General features: G+C 71.3%; 17 protein-coding genes. 13 read left to right on the forward strand and 4 right to left on the reverse strand.

Going from position 1 to position 17,859, the window contains the following annotated elements:
• Positions 1 to 13 precede the first annotated feature (13 nt).
• The 6 genes from ACFWP2_RS33235 to ACFWP2_RS33260 all read left to right on the forward strand — a co-directional run bounded on the left by ACFWP2_RS33235 (position 14) and on the right by ACFWP2_RS33260 (position 6,980).
• Entirely contained in the window at positions 14 to 2,590 is a 2,577-nt protein-coding gene (locus ACFWP2_RS33235) for an Hsp70 family protein (protein ID WP_380458459.1), read from the forward strand.
• Positions 2,587 to 2,982, forward strand: a complete 396-nt coding sequence (locus ACFWP2_RS33240) for a hypothetical protein (protein WP_380458461.1) — start codon at positions 2,587 to 2,589, stop codon at positions 2,980 to 2,982. The genes ACFWP2_RS33235 and ACFWP2_RS33240 overlap by 4 nt, the downstream gene beginning before the upstream one ends.
• 99 nt (positions 2,983 to 3,081) lie before the next feature.
• Positions 3,082 to 3,321 carry a chaplin gene (locus tag ACFWP2_RS33245; RefSeq protein ID WP_380458463.1) on the forward strand — a complete coding sequence of 80 codons (240 nt, stop codon included), beginning with the start codon at positions 3,082 to 3,084 and terminating at the stop codon, positions 3,319 to 3,321.
• Between the two features lie 140 nt (positions 3,322 to 3,461).
• The gene (locus tag ACFWP2_RS33250; protein ID WP_380458465.1) at positions 3,462 to 5,093 is read left to right on the forward strand and encodes an AMP-binding protein; all 1,632 of its coding nucleotides are present in this window, start codon (positions 3,462 to 3,464) and stop codon (positions 5,091 to 5,093) included.
• Positions 5,094 to 5,175: 82 nt separating this feature from the next.
• Positions 5,176 to 5,607, forward strand: coding sequence for an SRPBCC family protein (locus ACFWP2_RS33255; RefSeq protein ID WP_380458467.1), 432 nt, complete (start codon positions 5,176 to 5,178; stop codon positions 5,605 to 5,607).
• Positions 5,608 to 5,711: 104 nt separating this feature from the next.
• Positions 5,712 to 6,980, forward strand: coding sequence for an APC family permease (locus tag ACFWP2_RS33260; RefSeq protein WP_380458469.1), 1,269 nt, complete (start codon positions 5,712 to 5,714; stop codon positions 6,978 to 6,980).
• A 64-nt stretch (positions 6,981 to 7,044) separates the two neighbouring features.
• Here the strand turns inward: ACFWP2_RS33260 and ACFWP2_RS33265 are convergent, their stop codons facing one another.
• The 4 genes from ACFWP2_RS33265 to ACFWP2_RS33280 all read right to left on the reverse strand — a co-directional run bounded on the left by ACFWP2_RS33265 (position 7,045) and on the right by ACFWP2_RS33280 (position 10,337).
• Positions 7,045 to 7,335: a YccF domain-containing protein gene (locus tag ACFWP2_RS33265; RefSeq protein ID WP_380458495.1), complete on the reverse strand. Its 291-nt coding sequence runs from the start codon at positions 7,333 to 7,335 to the stop codon at positions 7,045 to 7,047.
• Positions 7,336 to 7,584: 249 nt separating this feature from the next.
• Complete coding sequence (locus ACFWP2_RS33270; RefSeq protein ID WP_380458471.1) at positions 7,585 to 7,776, reverse strand: ferredoxin; 192 nt, start codon at positions 7,774 to 7,776, stop codon at positions 7,585 to 7,587.
• A 62-nt stretch (positions 7,777 to 7,838) separates the two neighbouring features.
• Entirely contained in the window at positions 7,839 to 9,059 is a 1,221-nt protein-coding gene (locus ACFWP2_RS33275) for a cytochrome P450 (RefSeq protein ID WP_380458473.1), read from the reverse strand.
• A 48-nt stretch (positions 9,060 to 9,107) separates the two neighbouring features.
• Positions 9,108 to 10,337, reverse strand: coding sequence for a cytochrome P450 (locus tag ACFWP2_RS33280; protein ID WP_380458475.1), 1,230 nt, complete (start codon positions 10,335 to 10,337; stop codon positions 9,108 to 9,110).
• A 428-nt stretch (positions 10,338 to 10,765) separates the two neighbouring features.
• Between ACFWP2_RS33280 and ACFWP2_RS33285 the strand changes: the two genes are divergently transcribed.
• From ACFWP2_RS33285 to ACFWP2_RS33315, 7 genes are all read left to right on the forward strand, one after another.
• Positions 10,766 to 11,689: a proline iminopeptidase-family hydrolase gene (locus ACFWP2_RS33285; protein WP_380458477.1), complete on the forward strand. Its 924-nt coding sequence runs from the start codon at positions 10,766 to 10,768 to the stop codon at positions 11,687 to 11,689.
• Positions 11,686 to 12,621 (forward strand): ACP S-malonyltransferase, encoded by a 936-nt coding sequence (locus ACFWP2_RS33290; RefSeq protein WP_380458479.1) that lies wholly within the window; start codon positions 11,686 to 11,688, stop codon positions 12,619 to 12,621. Before ACFWP2_RS33285 ends, ACFWP2_RS33290 begins: the two co-directional genes overlap by 4 nt.
• A 141-nt stretch (positions 12,622 to 12,762) precedes the next feature.
• The gene (locus ACFWP2_RS33295) at positions 12,763 to 13,014 is read left to right on the forward strand and encodes a phosphopantetheine-binding protein (protein WP_380458481.1); all 252 of its coding nucleotides are present in this window, start codon (positions 12,763 to 12,765) and stop codon (positions 13,012 to 13,014) included.
• 33 nt (positions 13,015 to 13,047) lie between these two features.
• Positions 13,048 to 14,574 (forward strand): AMP-binding protein, encoded by a 1,527-nt coding sequence (locus tag ACFWP2_RS33300; RefSeq protein WP_380458483.1) that lies wholly within the window; start codon positions 13,048 to 13,050, stop codon positions 14,572 to 14,574.
• Positions 14,575 to 14,604: 30 nt separating this feature from the next.
• Positions 14,605 to 16,134 carry an AMP-binding protein gene (locus ACFWP2_RS33305; protein ID WP_380458485.1) on the forward strand — a complete coding sequence of 510 codons (1,530 nt, stop codon included), beginning with the start codon at positions 14,605 to 14,607 and terminating at the stop codon, positions 16,132 to 16,134.
• Complete coding sequence (locus ACFWP2_RS33310) at positions 16,131 to 17,369, forward strand: type III PLP-dependent enzyme (RefSeq protein ID WP_380458487.1); 1,239 nt, start codon at positions 16,131 to 16,133, stop codon at positions 17,367 to 17,369. The genes ACFWP2_RS33305 and ACFWP2_RS33310 overlap by 4 nt, the downstream gene beginning before the upstream one ends.
• Positions 17,369 to 17,857, forward strand: a complete 489-nt coding sequence (locus ACFWP2_RS33315) for a cobalamin B12-binding domain-containing protein (protein WP_380458489.1) — start codon at positions 17,369 to 17,371, stop codon at positions 17,855 to 17,857. Before ACFWP2_RS33310 ends, ACFWP2_RS33315 begins: the two co-directional genes overlap by 1 nt.
• Positions 17,858 to 17,859: the final 2 nt, after the last annotated feature.

Raw genomic sequence — 17,859 nt, forward strand, 5'->3', positions numbered from 1 at the left:
AGAGGGGAACGACATGTACCGCACACTCGGCATCGACCTGGGCACCACCAACTCCGTGGTCGCCCACCTGCGCCGGGGCGAGCCGGAGATCATCTTCAACCGGCAGAACCAGGAGGCCACGCCCTCCGTGGTCGGCAGCGGCCGCAAGGGCGAGCTGCTGGTGGGGTCCACCGCGCGCAGCCGGATCGCCATCGACGGCGTCAACGTGATCCGCTCGGTCAAGCGCTTCATGGGCCGCAAGTTCAAGGACCCACAGGTCCAGGCGGCCCTGAAGGAGGTGGACTACAAGGTCACCGCCGGCACCGACGGCGACGTCAACGTCTGGTTCAACGGCCGCTCGTACACCCCGATCGAGATCTCCGCGATCATCCTGCACCGCCTCAAGGAGGACGCCGAGCAGCGCTTCGGCGAGCCCTTCCACCGCGCCGTCATCACCGTCCCCGCGTACTTCGGCGAGCGGCAGGTCGCGGCGACCCAGGAGGCGGGCCGGATGGCCGGCCTGCACGTGCTGCGGATCATCAACGAGCCGACCGCCGCCGCCCTCGCCTACGGCATCACCTCCGAGGCGGGTGACGAGGGACGGACCGTCCTGGTCTACGACCTCGGCGGCGGCACCTTCGACATCTCCATCCTGCTGCTGGTGCCCGGCTCGGTCTCGGTGCTCGGCATCGAGGGCGACAACCTGCTCGGCGGCGACGACTTCGACCGGGGGATCACCACCGCGCTGCTGGAGGACATCCGCGAGGAGTACGGCGCGGAGTACCAGCCGGACCTGCGCGACCGTCCCAAGATCGCCGCCACCGCCGAGACCATCAAGATCGAGCTCTCCCACCAGGAGTCCTCCGAGGTCATCCTGCCGGGCCTGGGCGCCGGGCAGCTGGTGCTGGAGACGGAGTTCGAGCGGGCCCGTTTCGAGGAGCTGATCGAGGCCCGGATCGAGCGGACCATCGAGCTGACCCACAAGGCCATCATGCAGGCCAACCTGACCGTCGGGGACATCGACGAGGTGGTGCTGGTCGGCGGCTCGACCGCGATCCCGCTGGTCGCCCGACGGCTCGGCGAGGTGTTCGGCCCCCGCCGGATCCGGCGCGGCGTCAACCCGATGCAGTGCGTGGCGCTCGGCGCGGCCGTGCAGTCGGCGCTGGTCGGCGAGGTGGAGTGCCCCGAGTGCCGGGCCCCCGGGGACCTGTCCGCCTCCAACTGCGCCAACTGCGCGACCACCCTGCTCGGCGGCGCCCGGGTCTCCTGCCCGACCTGCCACGTCCCGGTCGACGCCGATGCCGCCGCCTGCCCCAAGTGCGATCAGGCGCTGGACGGTTCGGGCTCCACCGGGGCCGGCGCGACGGTCCCGCGGCAGACCCGGGCCACGGCCGTGGTGCACGGCGGCAACTGCGCGCGCTGCGGCACCCCGGCGGCCCCCGGCGTCACCGCCTGCGAGCTGTGCGGGGAGCCGCTCAACTCGGCCGCCCCGGGCGGCACCAAGGTGGTCGGCACCGCCGCCGAGGACGTGGGTCTGCGCTGCGCCTCCTGCGGCGTGGTGAACCCGCCCGGCTGCGAGGTCTGCCCGGGCTGCGGCGAACTCGCGCAGGTCACCAACCCGTTCGACATCACCCCGAAGAACCTCGGCATCGAGCTGAACGACGGCCGCCTCGCCGTCATCATCCCCAAGAACACCAGCTACCCGACGAGTTCGCCGGTCAGCCGGGAGTTCGTGGTCTCCGGCAGCGGCCGGCAGCGGCTGGAGGTCGCGGTCTACGAGGGCGAGCACGAGATAGCCCAGCAGAACGAGCTGATCGGCCACCTCACCCTGCGGCTGCCCGAGGGTCTGGGCGGCCGCACCCCGGTGGAGGTCTCCTTCGGCCTCGACCGGGACCGCACCATCACCCTGTCGGTGCGCATCCAGGGCGGCGCCGAGAAGACCGTCAAGCTCGAACGGGTCACCCTCGACCCCGAGTTGAAGGTGCAGGTCGAGGAGCAGCAGCGGCAGATCGAGTCCTTCACCGACCGCTGGGGCGGCGAGCTGACCGAGGCCGAACTGCGCGAGGCGCAGCGGCTGATGGACAGTCTGGACGATCTGGCGGCCGGGCAGACCCGCGGCCGGTCGGTGGACGCGGCGCTGGAGCGGGCCCAGCAGCAGCTCAAGGCCCAGCGCTGGGTGCGGGGTTCGGAGGCGTACCTGAGCCTGTTCATCCACTACTGCGAGAAGCACCTCGACCCGAGCGACCTGGACCGGCTGCGGTCGGTGGCCGCCGAGCTGCGGCTGCGCCGCGAGGCCGCCGACTGGGAGGGCGCGGTGCGCGCGGCCCAGCGGGCGGACGAGCTGTGCGACTCGCTCGGGCACACCATGCGGATGCTCACCATGTGCAACGTCTACGTGACCCAGAACATGGTCTCGCCCGCCCTGGCTCAGCTGATCATGGCCGAGCTGCGCGGGCTGGACGCGGCCGTGGAGGCGCCCAACATGGCCGAGGTCAACACCCACATGTCGAACCTGCTGGCCCTGTACGCGCAGGCGCAGCGGGAGCTGGGCAGCGAGCCGGCCCAGGAGTCGCTCGGCCCGGTGCGGCCGGAGGAGGCGGGGCCGCGATGAGCGCCGTACGAGCCGTGACGGCCCCGCAGGACGCGCAGGGCACGCCGGACGCACCGGACGCGCAGGCCCTGGAGGCCCCGCTGGAGGCCCCGCAGGCCCCCGAGGTGCTGTGTCCGCTGTGCAAGGTCCCGGCGCAGGCGCAGGCCCTGCGCTGCCCCTCCTGTCGGGAGGACCTGTCCGTGCTGTTCCGGCTGCGTTACGCCGGACGGATCGACTACAACGGGGCGCTGGACGCCCTGGCGGCCGGGAACGGGGCCCTCGCCCTGGGGCTGCTGCACCGTGCGGTGGCGGCCGAGCCCGGGCTGCATCCGGCCCTGGAGCTGCTGGAATCACTGAGTGTCGCCGCTCCCGCGGGGGCGGTACGGGGGGGACGGGGGGCCGACACGCCCTAGGACGGGGCAATCCGGCGTGCGGAGGCGTGGATCGCTTGTGATCGTGATCGATGTGTGATCGTCACACTTCGACCCGCTCTGCTCACAAGGAGTGACGCAATGCGTATGCGTACCACCATCGCCGCCACCGCCCTGACCGCGGCGGCGGTCCTCGCCGGAACCGGGACCGCCTTCGCCGGTGAGGCCACCGCCAACGGCGCCGCCATCGGCTCGCCCGGCATCCTCTCCGGCAACGTGATCCAGGTCCCGATCAACCTGGAGGCCAACGTCTGCGGGAACTCGATCAACCTCATCGGGCTCCTCAACCCGACTGCGGGCAACGTCTGCATCAACAAGTGACCCCGCGCGCTGGGGCCGTCCGTCGAGTCCGACGGCCGGCCCCAGCGCCGTGTCCGTTCCCCCCGTTCGGGGGTGGTGGCGCGGGGCCGGGGCCGCGAGCATGGTCCCTGTCCCGCACCGCCGTCCCCAGGAGTCAGCCCGTGCCGACCACGCCGACCCCACGCAGCTACGCCTCAGGAACCGCGGACGTCCCGCTGCTCGGCGACACCATCGGGGAGAACCTCGACCGCGCGGTGCGCGCCTTCCCCGAGCGCGACGCCCTCGTCGACCGGGCCACCGCACGCCGCTGGACCTACGCCGAACTCGCCGCCGACGTCGACGCCCTGGCGCTCGGCCTGCTGGAGCTCGGGATCGCCAAGGGGGACCGGGTCGGCATCTGGGCCCCCAACTGCGCCGAGTGGACGCTCACCCAGTACGCCACCGCCAAGCTCGGCGCGATCCTCGTCACGGTCAACCCGGCCTACCGCGCCCACGAATTGGAGTACGTGCTCAACCAGGCCGGCATCCGGCTGCTGGTCGCCGCCGAGCGCTTCAAGACCTCCGACTACGCCGCGATGATCGAGGAAGTCCGCCCCCGCTGCCCCGAGTTGGAGCACGTCCTGCTGCTCGGCAGCCCCGCCTGGGACGCCGTGACCGAAGCCGGCCGGCAGGCCGACCCCTCCCGACTCGCCGAACGCGGGCGCGAGTTGGCGCCCGACGACCCGATCAACATCCAGTACACCTCCGGGACGACGGGCTTCCCCAAGGGCGCGACGCTCTCGCACCACAACATCCTCAACAACGGCTACTTCGTCGGCGAGCTGCTCGACTACACCGAGCAGGACCGGATCTGCGTCCCCGTCCCCTTCTACCACTGTTTCGGCATGGTGATGGGCGCCCTGGCCGCCACCTCGCACGGCGCCTGCATGGTCATCCCCGCCCCCTCCTTCGAACCCGGCGCCACCCTGGCCGCCGTCGCCGCCGAACGCTGCACCTCGCTGTACGGCGTGCCGACCATGTTCATCGCCGAGCTGGCCGACCCGGACTTCGACCGCTACGACCTCGGCAGCCTGCGCACCGGCATCATGGCCGGCTCGCCCTGCCCGAGCGAGGTGATGAAGGAGGTCATCGGGTGGATGGGCATGACGCAGGTGTCCATCTGCTACGGCATGACCGAGACCTCGCCGGTCTCCACCCAGACCCGGGTCGACGACCCGGTCGAGCGCAGGGTCGCCACGGTGGGCCGGGTCGGCCCGCACCTGGAGGTCAAGGTGATCGACCCGGCCACCGGCCGCACCCTCCCGCGCGGCGAACCCGGCGAGCTGTGCACCCGCGGCTACTCCGTCATGCTCGGCTACTGGGGCGAGCCCGAGCGCACCGCCGAGGCCGTCGACGCCGCCCGCTGGATGCACACCGGGGACCTCGCGGTGATGGACGAGGACGGCTACCTCGCCATCACCGGCCGGCTCAAGGACATGGTGATCCGCGGCGGCGAGAACCTCTACCCGCGCGAGATCGAGGAGTTCCTCCACGCCCACCCGGACATCCTCGACGTCCAGGTCGTCGGCGTCCCCGACGCCAAGTACGGCGAGGAGCTGATGGCCTGGATCCGGATGCGGGAGGGCGCCGAGCCGCTCACCGCCGAGACCGTCCGCGCGTACTGCGCCGGCCGGCTCGCCCACGTCAAGATCCCGCGCTACGTGCACGTGGTCGAGGAGTTCCCGATGACGGTCACCGGGAAGATCCGCAAGGTCGAGATGCGCGCGGAGGCCCGGCGGATCCTGGGGCTGTAGACCCCGGCGGCGCAACCGGGGCGCCCCTCCGCCCGGGTGCGTCCGGGGAGCGCGGTGGCCCGCCCGGCGGGAGAGTGTGATCATGCCCCTCGACGTCACAGTGGAACGCCTGATCCCCCTCCCGCCCGCCACCGTCGCCGCCTACGCGATGGACTGGCGCCACGACTCCGAGTGGACCCGGGGCATCCGCACCGCCACCCTCACCCGGGAGGCCGACGGCGGCGGCTTCGGCGTGGGCGCCGAGGTCACCCGGACCGCGCGCTTCCTGGGCCGGTCCTTCTCGTACGTGCTGCGCGTGGCACGCCACGACCCGCCGACGGTCCTCGACATGGTCTCCGTCGCCGGGCCGATGCCCATGCGCGTCACCTACACCTTCGAGCCCACCCAGACCGGTACCTTCGCCCGCATCCGCGTCCGCGGCGGCTTCCGCCTGACCGGCCCGCTGATGTCCCGCCAGGTGCGCGGCGCGCTCACCGCGGACCTGCGCGCCCTGGAGGGACGGCTCGGACGGTGACCGCCACCGGCCGTCTCCCCCGGGTGGCCGGCCCCGCACCCCGCGTTCCCCTTCCTCCGGTAGGGTGCGCCGACACCGCAGCCGGATCCGGAGAGGCACAGCGCATGAGTTCGTCGCCGACGGCGGCCGGGCCGGGGGAGCTGCGGCGGCACCTGGGGGTGGTCGACGCCGTGGTGATCGGGCTGGGCTCGATGATCGGCGCGGGCGTCTTCGCCGCGCTGGCGCCCGCCGCCGGGGCAGCGGGATCCGGGCTGCTGGTCGGCCTGGCGCTGGCCGGCGTGGTGGCCTACTGCAACGCGACCTCCTCGGCCCGGCTGGCCGCCCGCTACCCGCGGTCCGGCGGCACCTACGTCTACGGCCGGGAGCGGCTCGGCGACTTCTGGGGGTACCTGGCCGGCTGGGGCTTCGTCGTCGGCAAGACCGCCTCCTGCGCGGCGATGGCCCTCACGGTCGGCTCCTACGTGTGGCCCGCCCAGGCCCACGCCGTCGCGGTCGCGGCCGTGGTGGCGCTGACCGCCGTCAACTACGTCGGCGTGCAGAAGGCCGCCCGGCTGACCAGGGCGATCGTCGCCGTCGTCCTGGCGGTGCTCGCCGCCGTCGTCACCGCCTGCCTGGCCGGCGGCGAGGCCGACACCGGCCACTGGGCCGTCGGCGCGGACGCCGGCTTCCACGGCGTGCTCCAGGCCGCCGGCCTGCTGTTCTTCGCCTTCGCCGGGTACGCCCGGATCGCCACCCTCGGTGAGGAGGTCCGCGACCCCCGGCGCACCATCCCCCGCGCGATCCCGCTCGCCCTCGGCATCACCCTGGTGGTCTACGCCGCCGTCGCCCTCGCCGTGCTGGCCGTCCTCGGCCCCGAGCGCCTCGCCCACAGCGCCGCGCCACTGGCCGACGCCGTCCGGGCCGCCGGAGCACCCGCCCTCGCCCCCGTGGTGCGGGCCGGCGCGGCGGTCGCCGCCCTCGGCTCGCTGCTCGCCCTGATCCTCGGCGTCTCGCGCACCACCCTGGCGATGGCCCGCGACCGCCACCTCCCGCACCCGCTGGCCGCCGTCCACCCCCGCTTCGGCGTCCCGCACCGCGCGGAGCTGGCCGTCGGCGCCGTGGTCGCCCTGGCCGCCGCCCTCGGCGACCTCCGCGGCGCGATCGGCTTCTCCTCCTTCGGCGTCCTGGCCTACTACGCCGTCGCCAACGCCGCCGCCTGGACCCTCACCCCCGCCGAGGGCCGCCCCCCGCGCGCGGTCCCCCTCCTCGGCCTGGCCGGCTGCCTCGCCCTCGCCTTCGCCCTGCCCGCCGCCTCCGTCCTGTGGGGCGCCGCCGTCCTCGCCCTCGGCGCCGCCGCCCACCTCGTGCGCAGGGCCCTCGCGCGCCGCGACTGAGCCCCGGGAAGAGCGAACGGCCAGCGAGGGCAGCAGCCCTCGCCGGCCGTCGGGTCCGTGCCGGTCAGCGGGCGCCCCAGGCCTCGTCGGTCGGGACGACCTCGCGGCCCAGCGGCATCAGCGAGATCGGGATCATCTTGAGGTTCGCCCAGCCGAAGGGGATTCCGATGATCGACAGGAACAGCGGAATGCTGGTCACCAGGTGCGCGATCGCCAGCCACCACCCGGCGAACACCAGCCAGATCACATTGCCGACGCAGGACGCGGCGCCGGCGCCCGGCTTCTCCACCGTCGTCCGCCCGAACGGCCACAGGATGAAGCCGGCGATCCGGAACGAGGCGATGCCGAACGGGATCGTTGCCGGGCGCTCCGGTTCGCGCGGCGAGCGTGCTGCGGTTCCGGCGTCCGACCGGGATGGGAGCGGCGCAGTCGACGGAGCTCTCCCGGGACCGGGACGCTGCGGTGAGCGGCGTGGTCGGGGCCCCGACCACGCCGGATAGCGGCGAACGCCGGCCCAGTCCAGGGAGCGGGGCCCCGCAAACGCGCCACGCCCCGCCGGGCGTGTGCGGCGATCGGTGGGGGTGTTCGCTCAGCCGTCCTTCGGCTACTCGGTGATCTGGATGAGCCGCACCGGGCAGAGCGAGGCGGTCTGCCTGACCAGCGTGTGCAGCTCCGCGGGTGGCTCCTCCTGGAGCAGCGTCACGATGCCGTCGTCGTCCTGGTCGAAGACGTCGGGGGCGCGCATGACGCACTGGCCGGCCGACACACACCGGTCGGGGTCGACGCTGACACGCATAGTGGTTGTACCTCGCTCTGTGGGGTGAACTTCGGTGGAGTGGACCTCTGTGGGCTGAACGGTCACCAGGTGACGGGGAGCTCGTGGACGCCGTAGACCAGGGCCTCGTCCTTGAACTTGAGCTCGGACACCGGGACGGCCAGCTTGAGGCCGGGGATGCGCCGGAAAAGGGTGCCGAAGACGACTTCGAGTTCGATCCGGGCGAGGTTCTGGCCGATGCACTGGTGGATGCCGTAGCCGAAGGCGAGGTGGCTGCGGGCCTCCTCGCGGCGGATGTCGAGGGTGTCGGCGTCGGGGAAGACGCTCTCGTCGTGGTTGGCGGAGTTGTTGAGCGGCAGGATGCCCTCGCCTGCCTTGATGACGGTGCCGTCGATCTCGATGTCCTCCAGCGCGACCCGGGCGGTGCCGGAGTCGGAGATGCTGAAGAACCGCAGCAGTTCCTCCACCGCGCCGGGCAGCAGCTCGTGGTCGGCCTTGACGGCGTCGAGCTGCTCGGGGTGCTCCAGCAGGCCGAGCACGCCGAGCGAGATCATGTTGGCGGTGGTCTCGTGCCCGCCGACCAGCATCAGCCGGGCCATGGTGACGATGTCGGTGTGGTCGGCGATCGGCTCTTCGCGGTTCTTCTCGATGAACCGGCTGATCAGGTCGTCGCCGGGTTCGGCCTCCTTGGCGGTGATCAGCCTGTCCAGGTACATGTCCAGGCCGACGACCGCGGCGCCGTACTCCTCCGGGCTGATGTCGTGGTTCATCATCAGCGCCGACCACTCCTCGAACTGCGGGTGGTCCTCGTACGGGACGCCGAGCAGCTCGCAGATCACCAGCGAGGGCACCGCCAGCGAGAGTGCGGCCACCAGGTCGACCGGTCCGCCGGCCGCGAGCATCGCGTCGATCCGGGCGTCCACGATCTCCTGGATCCGGGGGCGCAGCGCGCGCATTCGGCGGGCGGTGAACTCGGGGATCAGGTAGCGGCGCTGGGCGGTGTGCTCCGGCGGGTCCATGGAGAGCAGCATGAGGCGGACCTCGCGGAGCATCTCCTCGGGGATGTGGAACTGGTGCGGGTAGCCGGGCAGTTTGAGGTTGGAGCTCACGCGGGAGTCGCCGAGCACCGTCTTGACGTGCTCGTGCGTGGTGACCAGCCAGGCCGGCTTGCCGGTGACCTTGAGTACCGCCTGGGAGATCGGCTCGTTCTCACGGAGCTTGGCGTACTGCGCCGGCGGGCTGAACGGACAGGTGCGGGTCATCGGGAAGTTCGGCAGTTCGGTCGCCAGGTGGTCCTGGGTCATGGTGCCCTCTCGGAGTCGGGTTCGACTGGTCGGATCGATCCGCCTGGGTCACCAGGTGACGGGCAGTTCGTACATGCCGTAGACGATGGCGTCGTCCTTGAACTTGAGCTCGGACATCGGGACGGTGAGCCTGAGGCCGGGGATGCGCCGGAACAGGGTCTCGTAGACCATTTCGAGTTCGATCCGGGCGAGGTTCTGGCCGATGCACTGGTGGATGCCGTAGCCGAAGGCGAGGTGGCTGCGGGCCTCGCGCCGGATGTCGAGGGTGTCGGCGTCGGGGAAGACGCTCTCGTCGTGGTTGGCGGAGTTGTTGAGCGGCAGGATGCCCTCGCCTGCCTTGATGACGACTCCGTCGATCTCGATGTCCTCCAGTGCGACCCGGGCGGTGCCGGCGTCGGAGATGCTGAAGAACCGAAGCAACTCCTCGACGGCCTTGGGCAGCAGGGTGGAGTCGGCCTTGACCGCGGCGAGCTGGTCGGGGTGCTCCAGCAGGGCCAGAGTGCCCAGCGCGATCATGTTGGCGGTGGTCTCGTGGCCGGTGACCAGCATCAGCCGGGCCATGCTCACGATGTCGGCATGCTCGACGGAGGGCTCGGCGCGGTTGGCCGCGATCAGTCGGCTGATCATGTCGTCGCCCGGCGTGGTCTCCTTGTTGGTGACCAACTGGTCGACGTACTGGTCGAGTTCGTAGTGCGCCAGGCCGCGCTCCGCGTCGCTGATGTCATGGTTCATGATCTGGCCGGCCCAGTGCTCGAAGCGCGGGTGGTCCTCGTAGGGGACGCCGAGCAGCTCGCAGATCACCAGCGAGGGCACCGGCAGTGCGAGTGCGGCCACCAGGTCCAGCGGGCCGCCCTCGGCCAGCATCGCATCGATCCGGGCGTCCACGATCTGCTGGATCCGGGGGCGCAGCGCGCGAATCTGGCGCAGGCTGAACTCGGGCGCCAGCAGCCGGCGCTGGACGGTGTGTTCGGGCTGGTCCATGGAGAGGAAGGTGAGCGGGACGGCCTGCAGCATCTCCTCGGGCACCGGCACCTGCAGCGGGTAGCCGGGCAGCTTGAGGTTGGCGCTCACCCGGGAGTCGCCGAGGATCTTCTTCATGCTCTCGTAGGTGCTGACCAGCCAGGTGGGCTTGCCGTTGACCTTGAGGACCGCCCGAGAGATCGGCTCGCTCTCACGGAGCTTGGCGTACTGTGCCGGCGGGCTGAAAGGGCAGGAGCGCGGCATCGGGAAGGCCGGCGGCTGGGTGGCCGGACGTTCTTGGTCGGCAGTCTGGGTCATGGTGCCCTCTCGAACTCACTGGAACGAACTCATTCGAACCCGCATGCGTCGGAACTCGCGTGCGTCGCATGCGCGAGCACGCTGATCCGGGCACGCTGATCCCGGTGTGAGGAAGGCCCCCGGCGCGAAGAAGCCCTCCGCCCCTCCGCGCGAGGAAGGCCCCGGTGCGAGGAGAACCCGGGCGCGTGGAGCGGCCATCCGTACGGCGCATTCGACCGCTGTTCGCACGTTAGGCGGCCCGATCACCGCACCACACCCCCTGCCGACCCCTACCGCGTGGCCTGTGTCGCGACCCGGGCCGATCCGGCTCGCGCCCCTGCTGGGCTAGGGGCCGCTAGGGGTCCAGTCGGGCCGTCGCAGCGCGTTAGCGTCGGGACCGGATCACTTGCCATGCACCCCGAACACGTCTGTCGACTGAGGTGGTTACCGTGCCCCTGGAGCCCAGCGCCAAGGGAACCGTCCCGTTCGGGGAGTACCGAACCTGGTACCGCGTCACCGGCGACCTCCGAGCGGAGAAACCGGCCGTGGTGGTGGTGCACGGCGGTCCCGGCAGCACCCACGACTACCTGCTGCAGCTGACCGAACTCGCCGAGCAGGGCTGGCCGGTGGTGCACTACGACCAGCTCGGCAACGGTGGCTCGACCCATCTGCCCGACAAGGGTGCCGACTTCTGGAAGACCGACCTCTTCGCCGCCGAACTGACCAACCTGCTGAGCGAACTGGGCATCGCCGACGACTACGTGCTGTTCGGCCAGTCCTGGGGCGGCCTGCTCGCCGCGAAGCACGCGATGACCCGGCCGGCCGGACTGCGCGGCTTGGTGGTGGCCAACTCGCCCGCCTCCTACCCGCTGTGGCTCAGTGAGATGGCCGTGCTGCGCGCGCAGCTGCCGTCGGACGTGCAGGAGACCCTGCTGCGGCACGAGGCGGCCGAGACCTTCGAGTCGCCCGAGTACCTGGCCGCCATGCGGGTCTTCTACGACCGTCACGTGTGCCGGATCCTGCCCTGGCCGAAGGACTTCCTCTCCTCCTTCATGGAGATCTACAACGACCCGACCGTGTACTACACGATGAACGGGCCCAACGAGTTCCACGTGATCGGCACCCTCAAGGACTGGTCGATCATCGACGAACTGGACGCGATCCGGACGCCGACGCTGCTGATCAGCGGCAGGTACGACGAGGCCACCCCGGTGACGATGCAGCCCTACTTCGACCGCATCCCCAACGTGCGTTGGGAGATCTTCGAGAACTCGAGCCACTGCCCGCACCTGGAGGAGTCGGATCGCTTCACCGAGGTGATGGTGGGCTTCCTGAAGGAGCTGGCGCAGCCGGTGCGGGAGAGCCGGTCATGACGAAGCGAACAGCGATGATCTTCCCCGGTATGGGCCCGGCCACCTTCGACGACGTCGGCCGGTTCATGGTGGCCAACCGCTTCGCCAGGGAACTGGTCACGGTCGCCGACGAGGTCCTCGGCTACTCCCTGGTGGACGCCTTCCGCGAGGCCGAGGGCGACTACTCCGAGGCAGCCCAGGTGGCCTTCCTGGTCAACTGCCTGGCCAGCGCCGACTGGGCGCAGGATGCCCTCGGCGTCGAAGCCGAGGCCGTCCTCGGCCCCAGCTTCGGCGAGAAGGCGGCGGTCGCCTTCGCCCAGTCGCTCTCGATGCCCGAGGCCGTGCGGATGACCGCGGAACTCGCGCGCTGCATGGACGAGTACTTCAGCCAGGAGCACACCGACATCGTGGTGCTCTCCTTCGTCCGTACTCCCGAGGAGAAACTGGGCGAGATCCTCGCCGAGCTGGACGAGCAGGGCGAGTGGCACGACATTTCCTGCTACATCGACGAGGGCTTCTACATGCTCTCGCTGCGCGAGTCCCGGGTGGAGTGGATGCAGCAGCGGCTGCGCGCGATCGGTGGGATGCCGCTCTACACCATGCGTCCGCCGCTGCACTCGGGCGCCTTCGCCGGGCTGCGGGACAAGGCCGAGCGCGAGGTGCTGTCCACCCTGCACTTCACCGACCCGAAGCTGCCGGTGGTGGCCGACCAGGACGGCGCGCTGCTCACCACGGCCGAGCAGGTGCGCACGATGCTGCTGGACAGCATCGTGCGTCCGCTGCGCTGGCCGGACGCGGTGGCCGGTCTCAAGCGGCTCGGCGTCGAGCGGGTCTGTGTCGCGGGCCCTGACAGCCTGTTCGGCCGAGTCCCGTGCACCACGGGGAACTTCGAGGTCGTGCCGGCCAACCCCCGGCTGGCGATGACCCCCAGGCGCCGGTCCGCCGTCGGCTGAGCGCCGAGGCGAGGGTCCGGCCCCTCCTGGAACGCACCTGGCAGAACGCGCCGACGCCGGTCGGCGCCGCCCGAGCACACCGGCGCCGCTTCGGCGCCGTCCGAGCACACTACGACGAGCAACGACAGTGATGGAGTGACCATGTGGGACGAGAAGTTCGAAGAGACGCTGCGCCGCTTCCTGCCCTTCCTGCCCCCGGGCGAGCAGTTGGAGAGCGACACCCCGCTGCGTGAGCTGGGCCTGGACTCGCTCGGCACCGTGGAGCTCCTGGGCAACCTGGAGGCGGCCTACGACGTCCGCTTCCTGGACGACGCGCTGACCCCGGAGACCTTCGAGACCCCCGCCGTGCTCTGGAAGGCCATGGCGGGCATGCTGATCGGCACCGAGGCCTGACGGGGCGGGGAGGGGCACGAAAGGGCCACCACGATGGATGACACCGTGGACCTCGCGCTGTCCGGGCGTTTCCTGCGCGGACTCGCCAAATCGGCGGACCGCCCCGCAGTGCTGGCAGGCGGGACCAGCCTGACCTACCGGGAGCTGCACGAGCGCGCGTTGCTGCTGGCCGGTTCGCTGCTGGCCCACCTGCCGTCGCGGCCGGCGGCGATCGGCGTGCTGGCGGGCAAGGGCCCCTCGGCGTACGCGTCGATCCTGGCCGGCCTGTACACCGGGATCACCGTGGTCCCGCTGCAACCGGCCTTCCCCGCCGCCCGCACCCGGCAGATGATCGAGGCGAGCGGAGTCGGTGCGCTCATCGCCGACGACGACTCGCTGCCGGCCCTGGTCGGGCTGCGGGCGGAGGGCGTCGACCTCCCGGTGCTCTTCGCCCCCGGCGGTCAGCCGCAGCCGGCCGTACCGCTGGCGGCGGGCAGCGCGCTGTCCGCGCCGATGCCGGTGCGCGGCGAGGACACCGCGTACGTCCTGTTCACCTCGGGCTCGACGGGCCGGCCCAAGGGCGTTCCGGTCACCCACACCAACACCCATCACTACTTCGGCCTGCTCGACGAGCGGTACGACTTCGGTCCCGAGGACGTCTTCTCGCAGAACTTCGACCTCAACTTCGACTGCGCGATGTTCGACCTGTTCTGCGCCTGGGGAGCCGGTGGCACGCTGGTCGTTCCGCCGCCGCAGGCCTACCGGGACATGCCGCGGTTCATCGCGGACAACGGCCTGACCGTCTGGTTCTCCACCCCCAGCGCGATCGCGCTGGTGCGGCGGATGGGGGGTCTCGGGCCCGCCGGCATGCCCTCGCTGCGCTGGAGCTTCTTCGCCGGAGAGGCGCTGAGCTGCCAGGATGCGGGCGACTGGCTGGCGGCGGCGCCGGATTCGACGCTGGAGAACCTCTACGGGCCGACCGAGCTGACCATCACCGTCGCCGCCCACCGCTGGGCGGGCGAGGACGCGCTCAACGGCATGGTGCCGATCGGTTCGGTGCACGGCGGACACCAGGTCCTGCTGCTCGGCCCCAGCGGCGAGGACGATGCCGTCGAGGGAGAACTGTGCATTGCCGGACCACAGTTGACTGCCGGATACCTCGATCCCGGCGACGACGTGGGGCGGTTCTTCGACCGCAACGGCCGGCGCTTCTACCGCACCGGGGACCGGGTTCGCCGGGCGGACGGTGGTGAGCTGCTCTACCTGGGCCGGGACGACGCGCAGGTGCAGGTGCTCGGGGTGCGGGTGGAGCTGGCCGAGGTGGACGCCGCGGTGCGCAGCTGCCCCGGCGTGCAGGACGCGGTCACCGTGGCGATCGCGGCTCAGGGCTCGGTGGAGCTGGTGGTCTTCTACACCGGCGAGGTCGTGCCGCCGGCTCAACTCGCCCGTGACCTGCGCAAGGTGCTACCGGTGGCGATCGTCCCCAAGCGCTACCGGCACCTGGCCGAGTTCCCGCTGAACTCGAACCGAAAGATCGACCGCAAGCAGCTCGCACTCCAGGCCGCGACGACATCCGATTGAGGCTCACGATGGAGAGGACGGACACACGCCGTGAGTGGTGACGCGATACCGCAGGCCGCGCCCGCCGTGCTGGTGCACGGTGTGCTCGACGAGGCGACGGCAGACGTCGCGCCCGGTGCCGTCGCGGTCAGCGACCGGGACGGGCGATGGACCTACCAGGAGCTCGGCGAGTACAGCCACGCGGTCGACGCGTGGCTGGAGTCGCGCGACGTGCGCCCCGGTGACCGGGTGCTGGTTCAACTGCCGAGCAACCGGGCGCTGGTGGCGCTGTTCTACGGCACGGCCCGGCGCGGTGCGGTGCTGGTGCCGCTGAACCCGGGCATGAAGGAGTACCACCTGCGTTCGGTGCTCGCCAACGCCGAGCCCCGGCTGGTGATCGTCGCCGACACTGCGGTGGACCGGATCTCCGGGCTCTCGCCGGTCGAGGTACTGGGCTTCGGCGAGGTCTGGCCCGAGGTGACGGCTCTGCACGGTGCCGGCGCGCGGGCCTCGGTCCAGGAGGTCGACGCCGACGCGGTCGCCGTCCTGGTCTACACCTCCGGCAGTACCGCCGCGCCCAAGGGTGTGATCTGCCCGCACCGTCAGATGGTCTTCGCCTCCAGGGCGATCAACCAGGAACTCGGCTACCGCCCCGACGACGTGGTGTTCTGCCGGTTCCCGATCTCCTGGGACTACGGGCTCTACAAGATCCTGCTCGCCGCGCTCGGCCGCTCGGAACTGGTGCTGGCCGACACCGACTCGGACCTGGTGCTGCTCAAGCGGATCCGTGAGAGCGGCGCGACCGTGGTGCCGATCGTGCCCTCGCTGGCGGCGATGATCTGCTCCCTCGCCGAGCGCGACCCGGGCGGCGAGTCCAAGGTGCGACTGTTCACCAACACCGGCGCCGCGCTGCCGAAGACCACGGTGGACGCGCTGCGCACGGCCTTCCCCGGCGTCGAGGTGGTCCGCCAGTTCGGCCAGACCGAGTGCAAGCGCATCTCGGTGCTGCCGCCCGAGTTCGAGGACGCCAAGCCCACCTCGGTGGGCCGTCCGCTGCCGGGCACCAGGGTGCTGATCCTCGACGAGGACGGCAATGAGGTGCCCACCGGCGTGGCCGGCGAGATCGTGGTCGAGGGCCCGCACGTGATGCCCGGCTACTGGCGGGCGCCCGAGCTCACCGCCAAGGCCTTCCGTACCGACCCGGTAAGTGGGCAACGGCGCTTGCACACCGGTGACTTCGGCAGTGTGGACGAGGACGGGTTCCTCTACTACGAGGGCCGTCGGGACGACATGTTCAAGCGCAAGGGCGTGCGGATGAGCACGATCGAGATCGAGGCGGCCGCGATGGACATCCCCGGTGTCCGGGCCGCAGCGGTGCTGCCGCCGACCGAGGATCGCGACCTCGCGGTCTGCGTGGTGGGCGACCTGGCGCCGCACACCGTGCTGCGAGAGCTGTCGCTGCGCCTGGAACCGGCCAAGGTGCCGGGCCTGTGCCGGATGGTCGAGGAGCTGCCGCTCACGCTGCACGGCAAGCACGATCGCAGGAAGCTCGCTCTACTCTTCGAAGGGGCCACCCCGTGACCGGCTACGCCGAGCTTGCCAAGCGCTTCGGTACTCCGTCGTACGTCTACGACCTGGACCGCGTCGCGGCCGCCCGACGCGACCTGTTCGCCGCGCTGCCCGAGGAGGTCGAGCTCTTCTACGCGGCGAAGGCGAACCCGCACCCCGAGCTGCTGCGCGAGATGCGCGCCGGCGAGGGCCGGCGCTGCCGGGCGGAGATCAGCTCCACCGGTGAGCTCGCCGCGGTGCTGAGCGCGGGCTTCCAGGGCAGCGAGATCCTCTACACCGGCCCCGGCAAGACCGAGGGGGAGCTGACCGAGGCGCTGAGCGCCGGGGTGCGGCTCTTCTCGGTCGAGTCGCTGGGTGATCTGCGCAACGTCGGCGCGGTCGCCACCCGGCTGGGCGTGGTCGCCACCTGCCTTCTGCGGGTCAACAGCGCCAGTGCCAGCGCCACGTCCAGCATCCGGATGACCGGGGTGCCCTCCCAGTTCGGCTTCGACAGCGAGACACTGCCCGCGCTGCGCGAGCAGGTCTTCGACGTGCCGGGCACGGACGTGGCGGGCGCGCACTTCTTCCCGCTCAGCAACGCCAAGGACGAGGCGAGCCTGATCGGGGAGTTCCAGCACACCATCGCGGTGGCCGCCCGAGTGCAGGACGAGCTCGGCACGCGCTTTCGCTTCGTCGACATCGGCGGCGGCTTCTCGGTGCCGTACGCGGTCCGCGGCGAGCGGCCGGTGTACGGCAACCTGCGTGAGGCGATGGCGATTTCGCTGGACGAGTCGTTCCCCGGCTGGCGCAGCGGCGAGGTGAGGATCGCGGTCGAGTCCGGGCGCTACCTGGTCGGTGACAGCGGCACTCTGATGGTTGGCGTGGTCAACCTCAAGGAGAGCCGCGGCCGGCGCTTCGTGATCCTGGACGGCGGGATCAACACCTTCGGCGGCATGTCCGGGCTGGGCCGGATCATGCCGGTCTCGGTGCGCCTGGACGACGAGGGGGTCCCGCTCGACCAGATCGCCAGCCTGGTCGGACCGCTCTGCACTCCGGGCGATGTGCTCGGCCGCGACATCGAGCTGCCCGCGTTGGCGCCCGGGGACGTGGTGAGCATCCCCAACGCCGGCGCCTACGGTCCGACGGCCAGCCTGCTGATGTTCCTCGGACGCCCGGCACCGACCGAGATCCTGGTCCGCGGCGAGGAGTTGATCTCGGTGTCGCGGATCGAGCACGTCCGCGCCTACGAGCTCGGCCAGGAGCTGTGATGTCGCTGCCCGCAGAGCAGAACAAGGCCGTCGCCGCCGCGCAGAACCTTCCCGCCGTGGTCAAACGGGACGCGCCGGTGATCGTCGCGGGCGGCACCTCCGACTCGCACACCTGGAATCTGGTCTTCCTGCAGCTGCTGCTGGAGGAGATGGGGTTCGACGTGGTGAACCTGGGCCCCTGCGTGCCCACCGACCTGCTGGTGAGCGAGAGCCTGGCCCGCCGTCCGGTGCTGCTGGTGGTCAGCAGCGTCAACGGGCACGGCTTCCAGGACGGCATCCGGATGATCGGCAAGGTACGCGAGCGAGACGAGCTGAGCGCCGTCCCGGCGGTGATCGGCGGCAAGCTGGCCATCGCGGGCGCCCAGAGCGCCGATCAGCTGGCCGAGTTGATCGCGGCCGGCTACGACGCGGTCTTCGACGACGGGGCGGAGGGGATCGCCTCCTTCCGGCGGCTGCTCGACTCGCTCCCGCAGCGGGTGCTGACGTGACC

Source organism: Kitasatospora sp. NPDC058444 (assembly GCF_042721415.1).
Taxonomy (GTDB): Bacteria; Actinomycetota; Actinomycetes; order Streptomycetales; family Streptomycetaceae; genus Kitasatospora.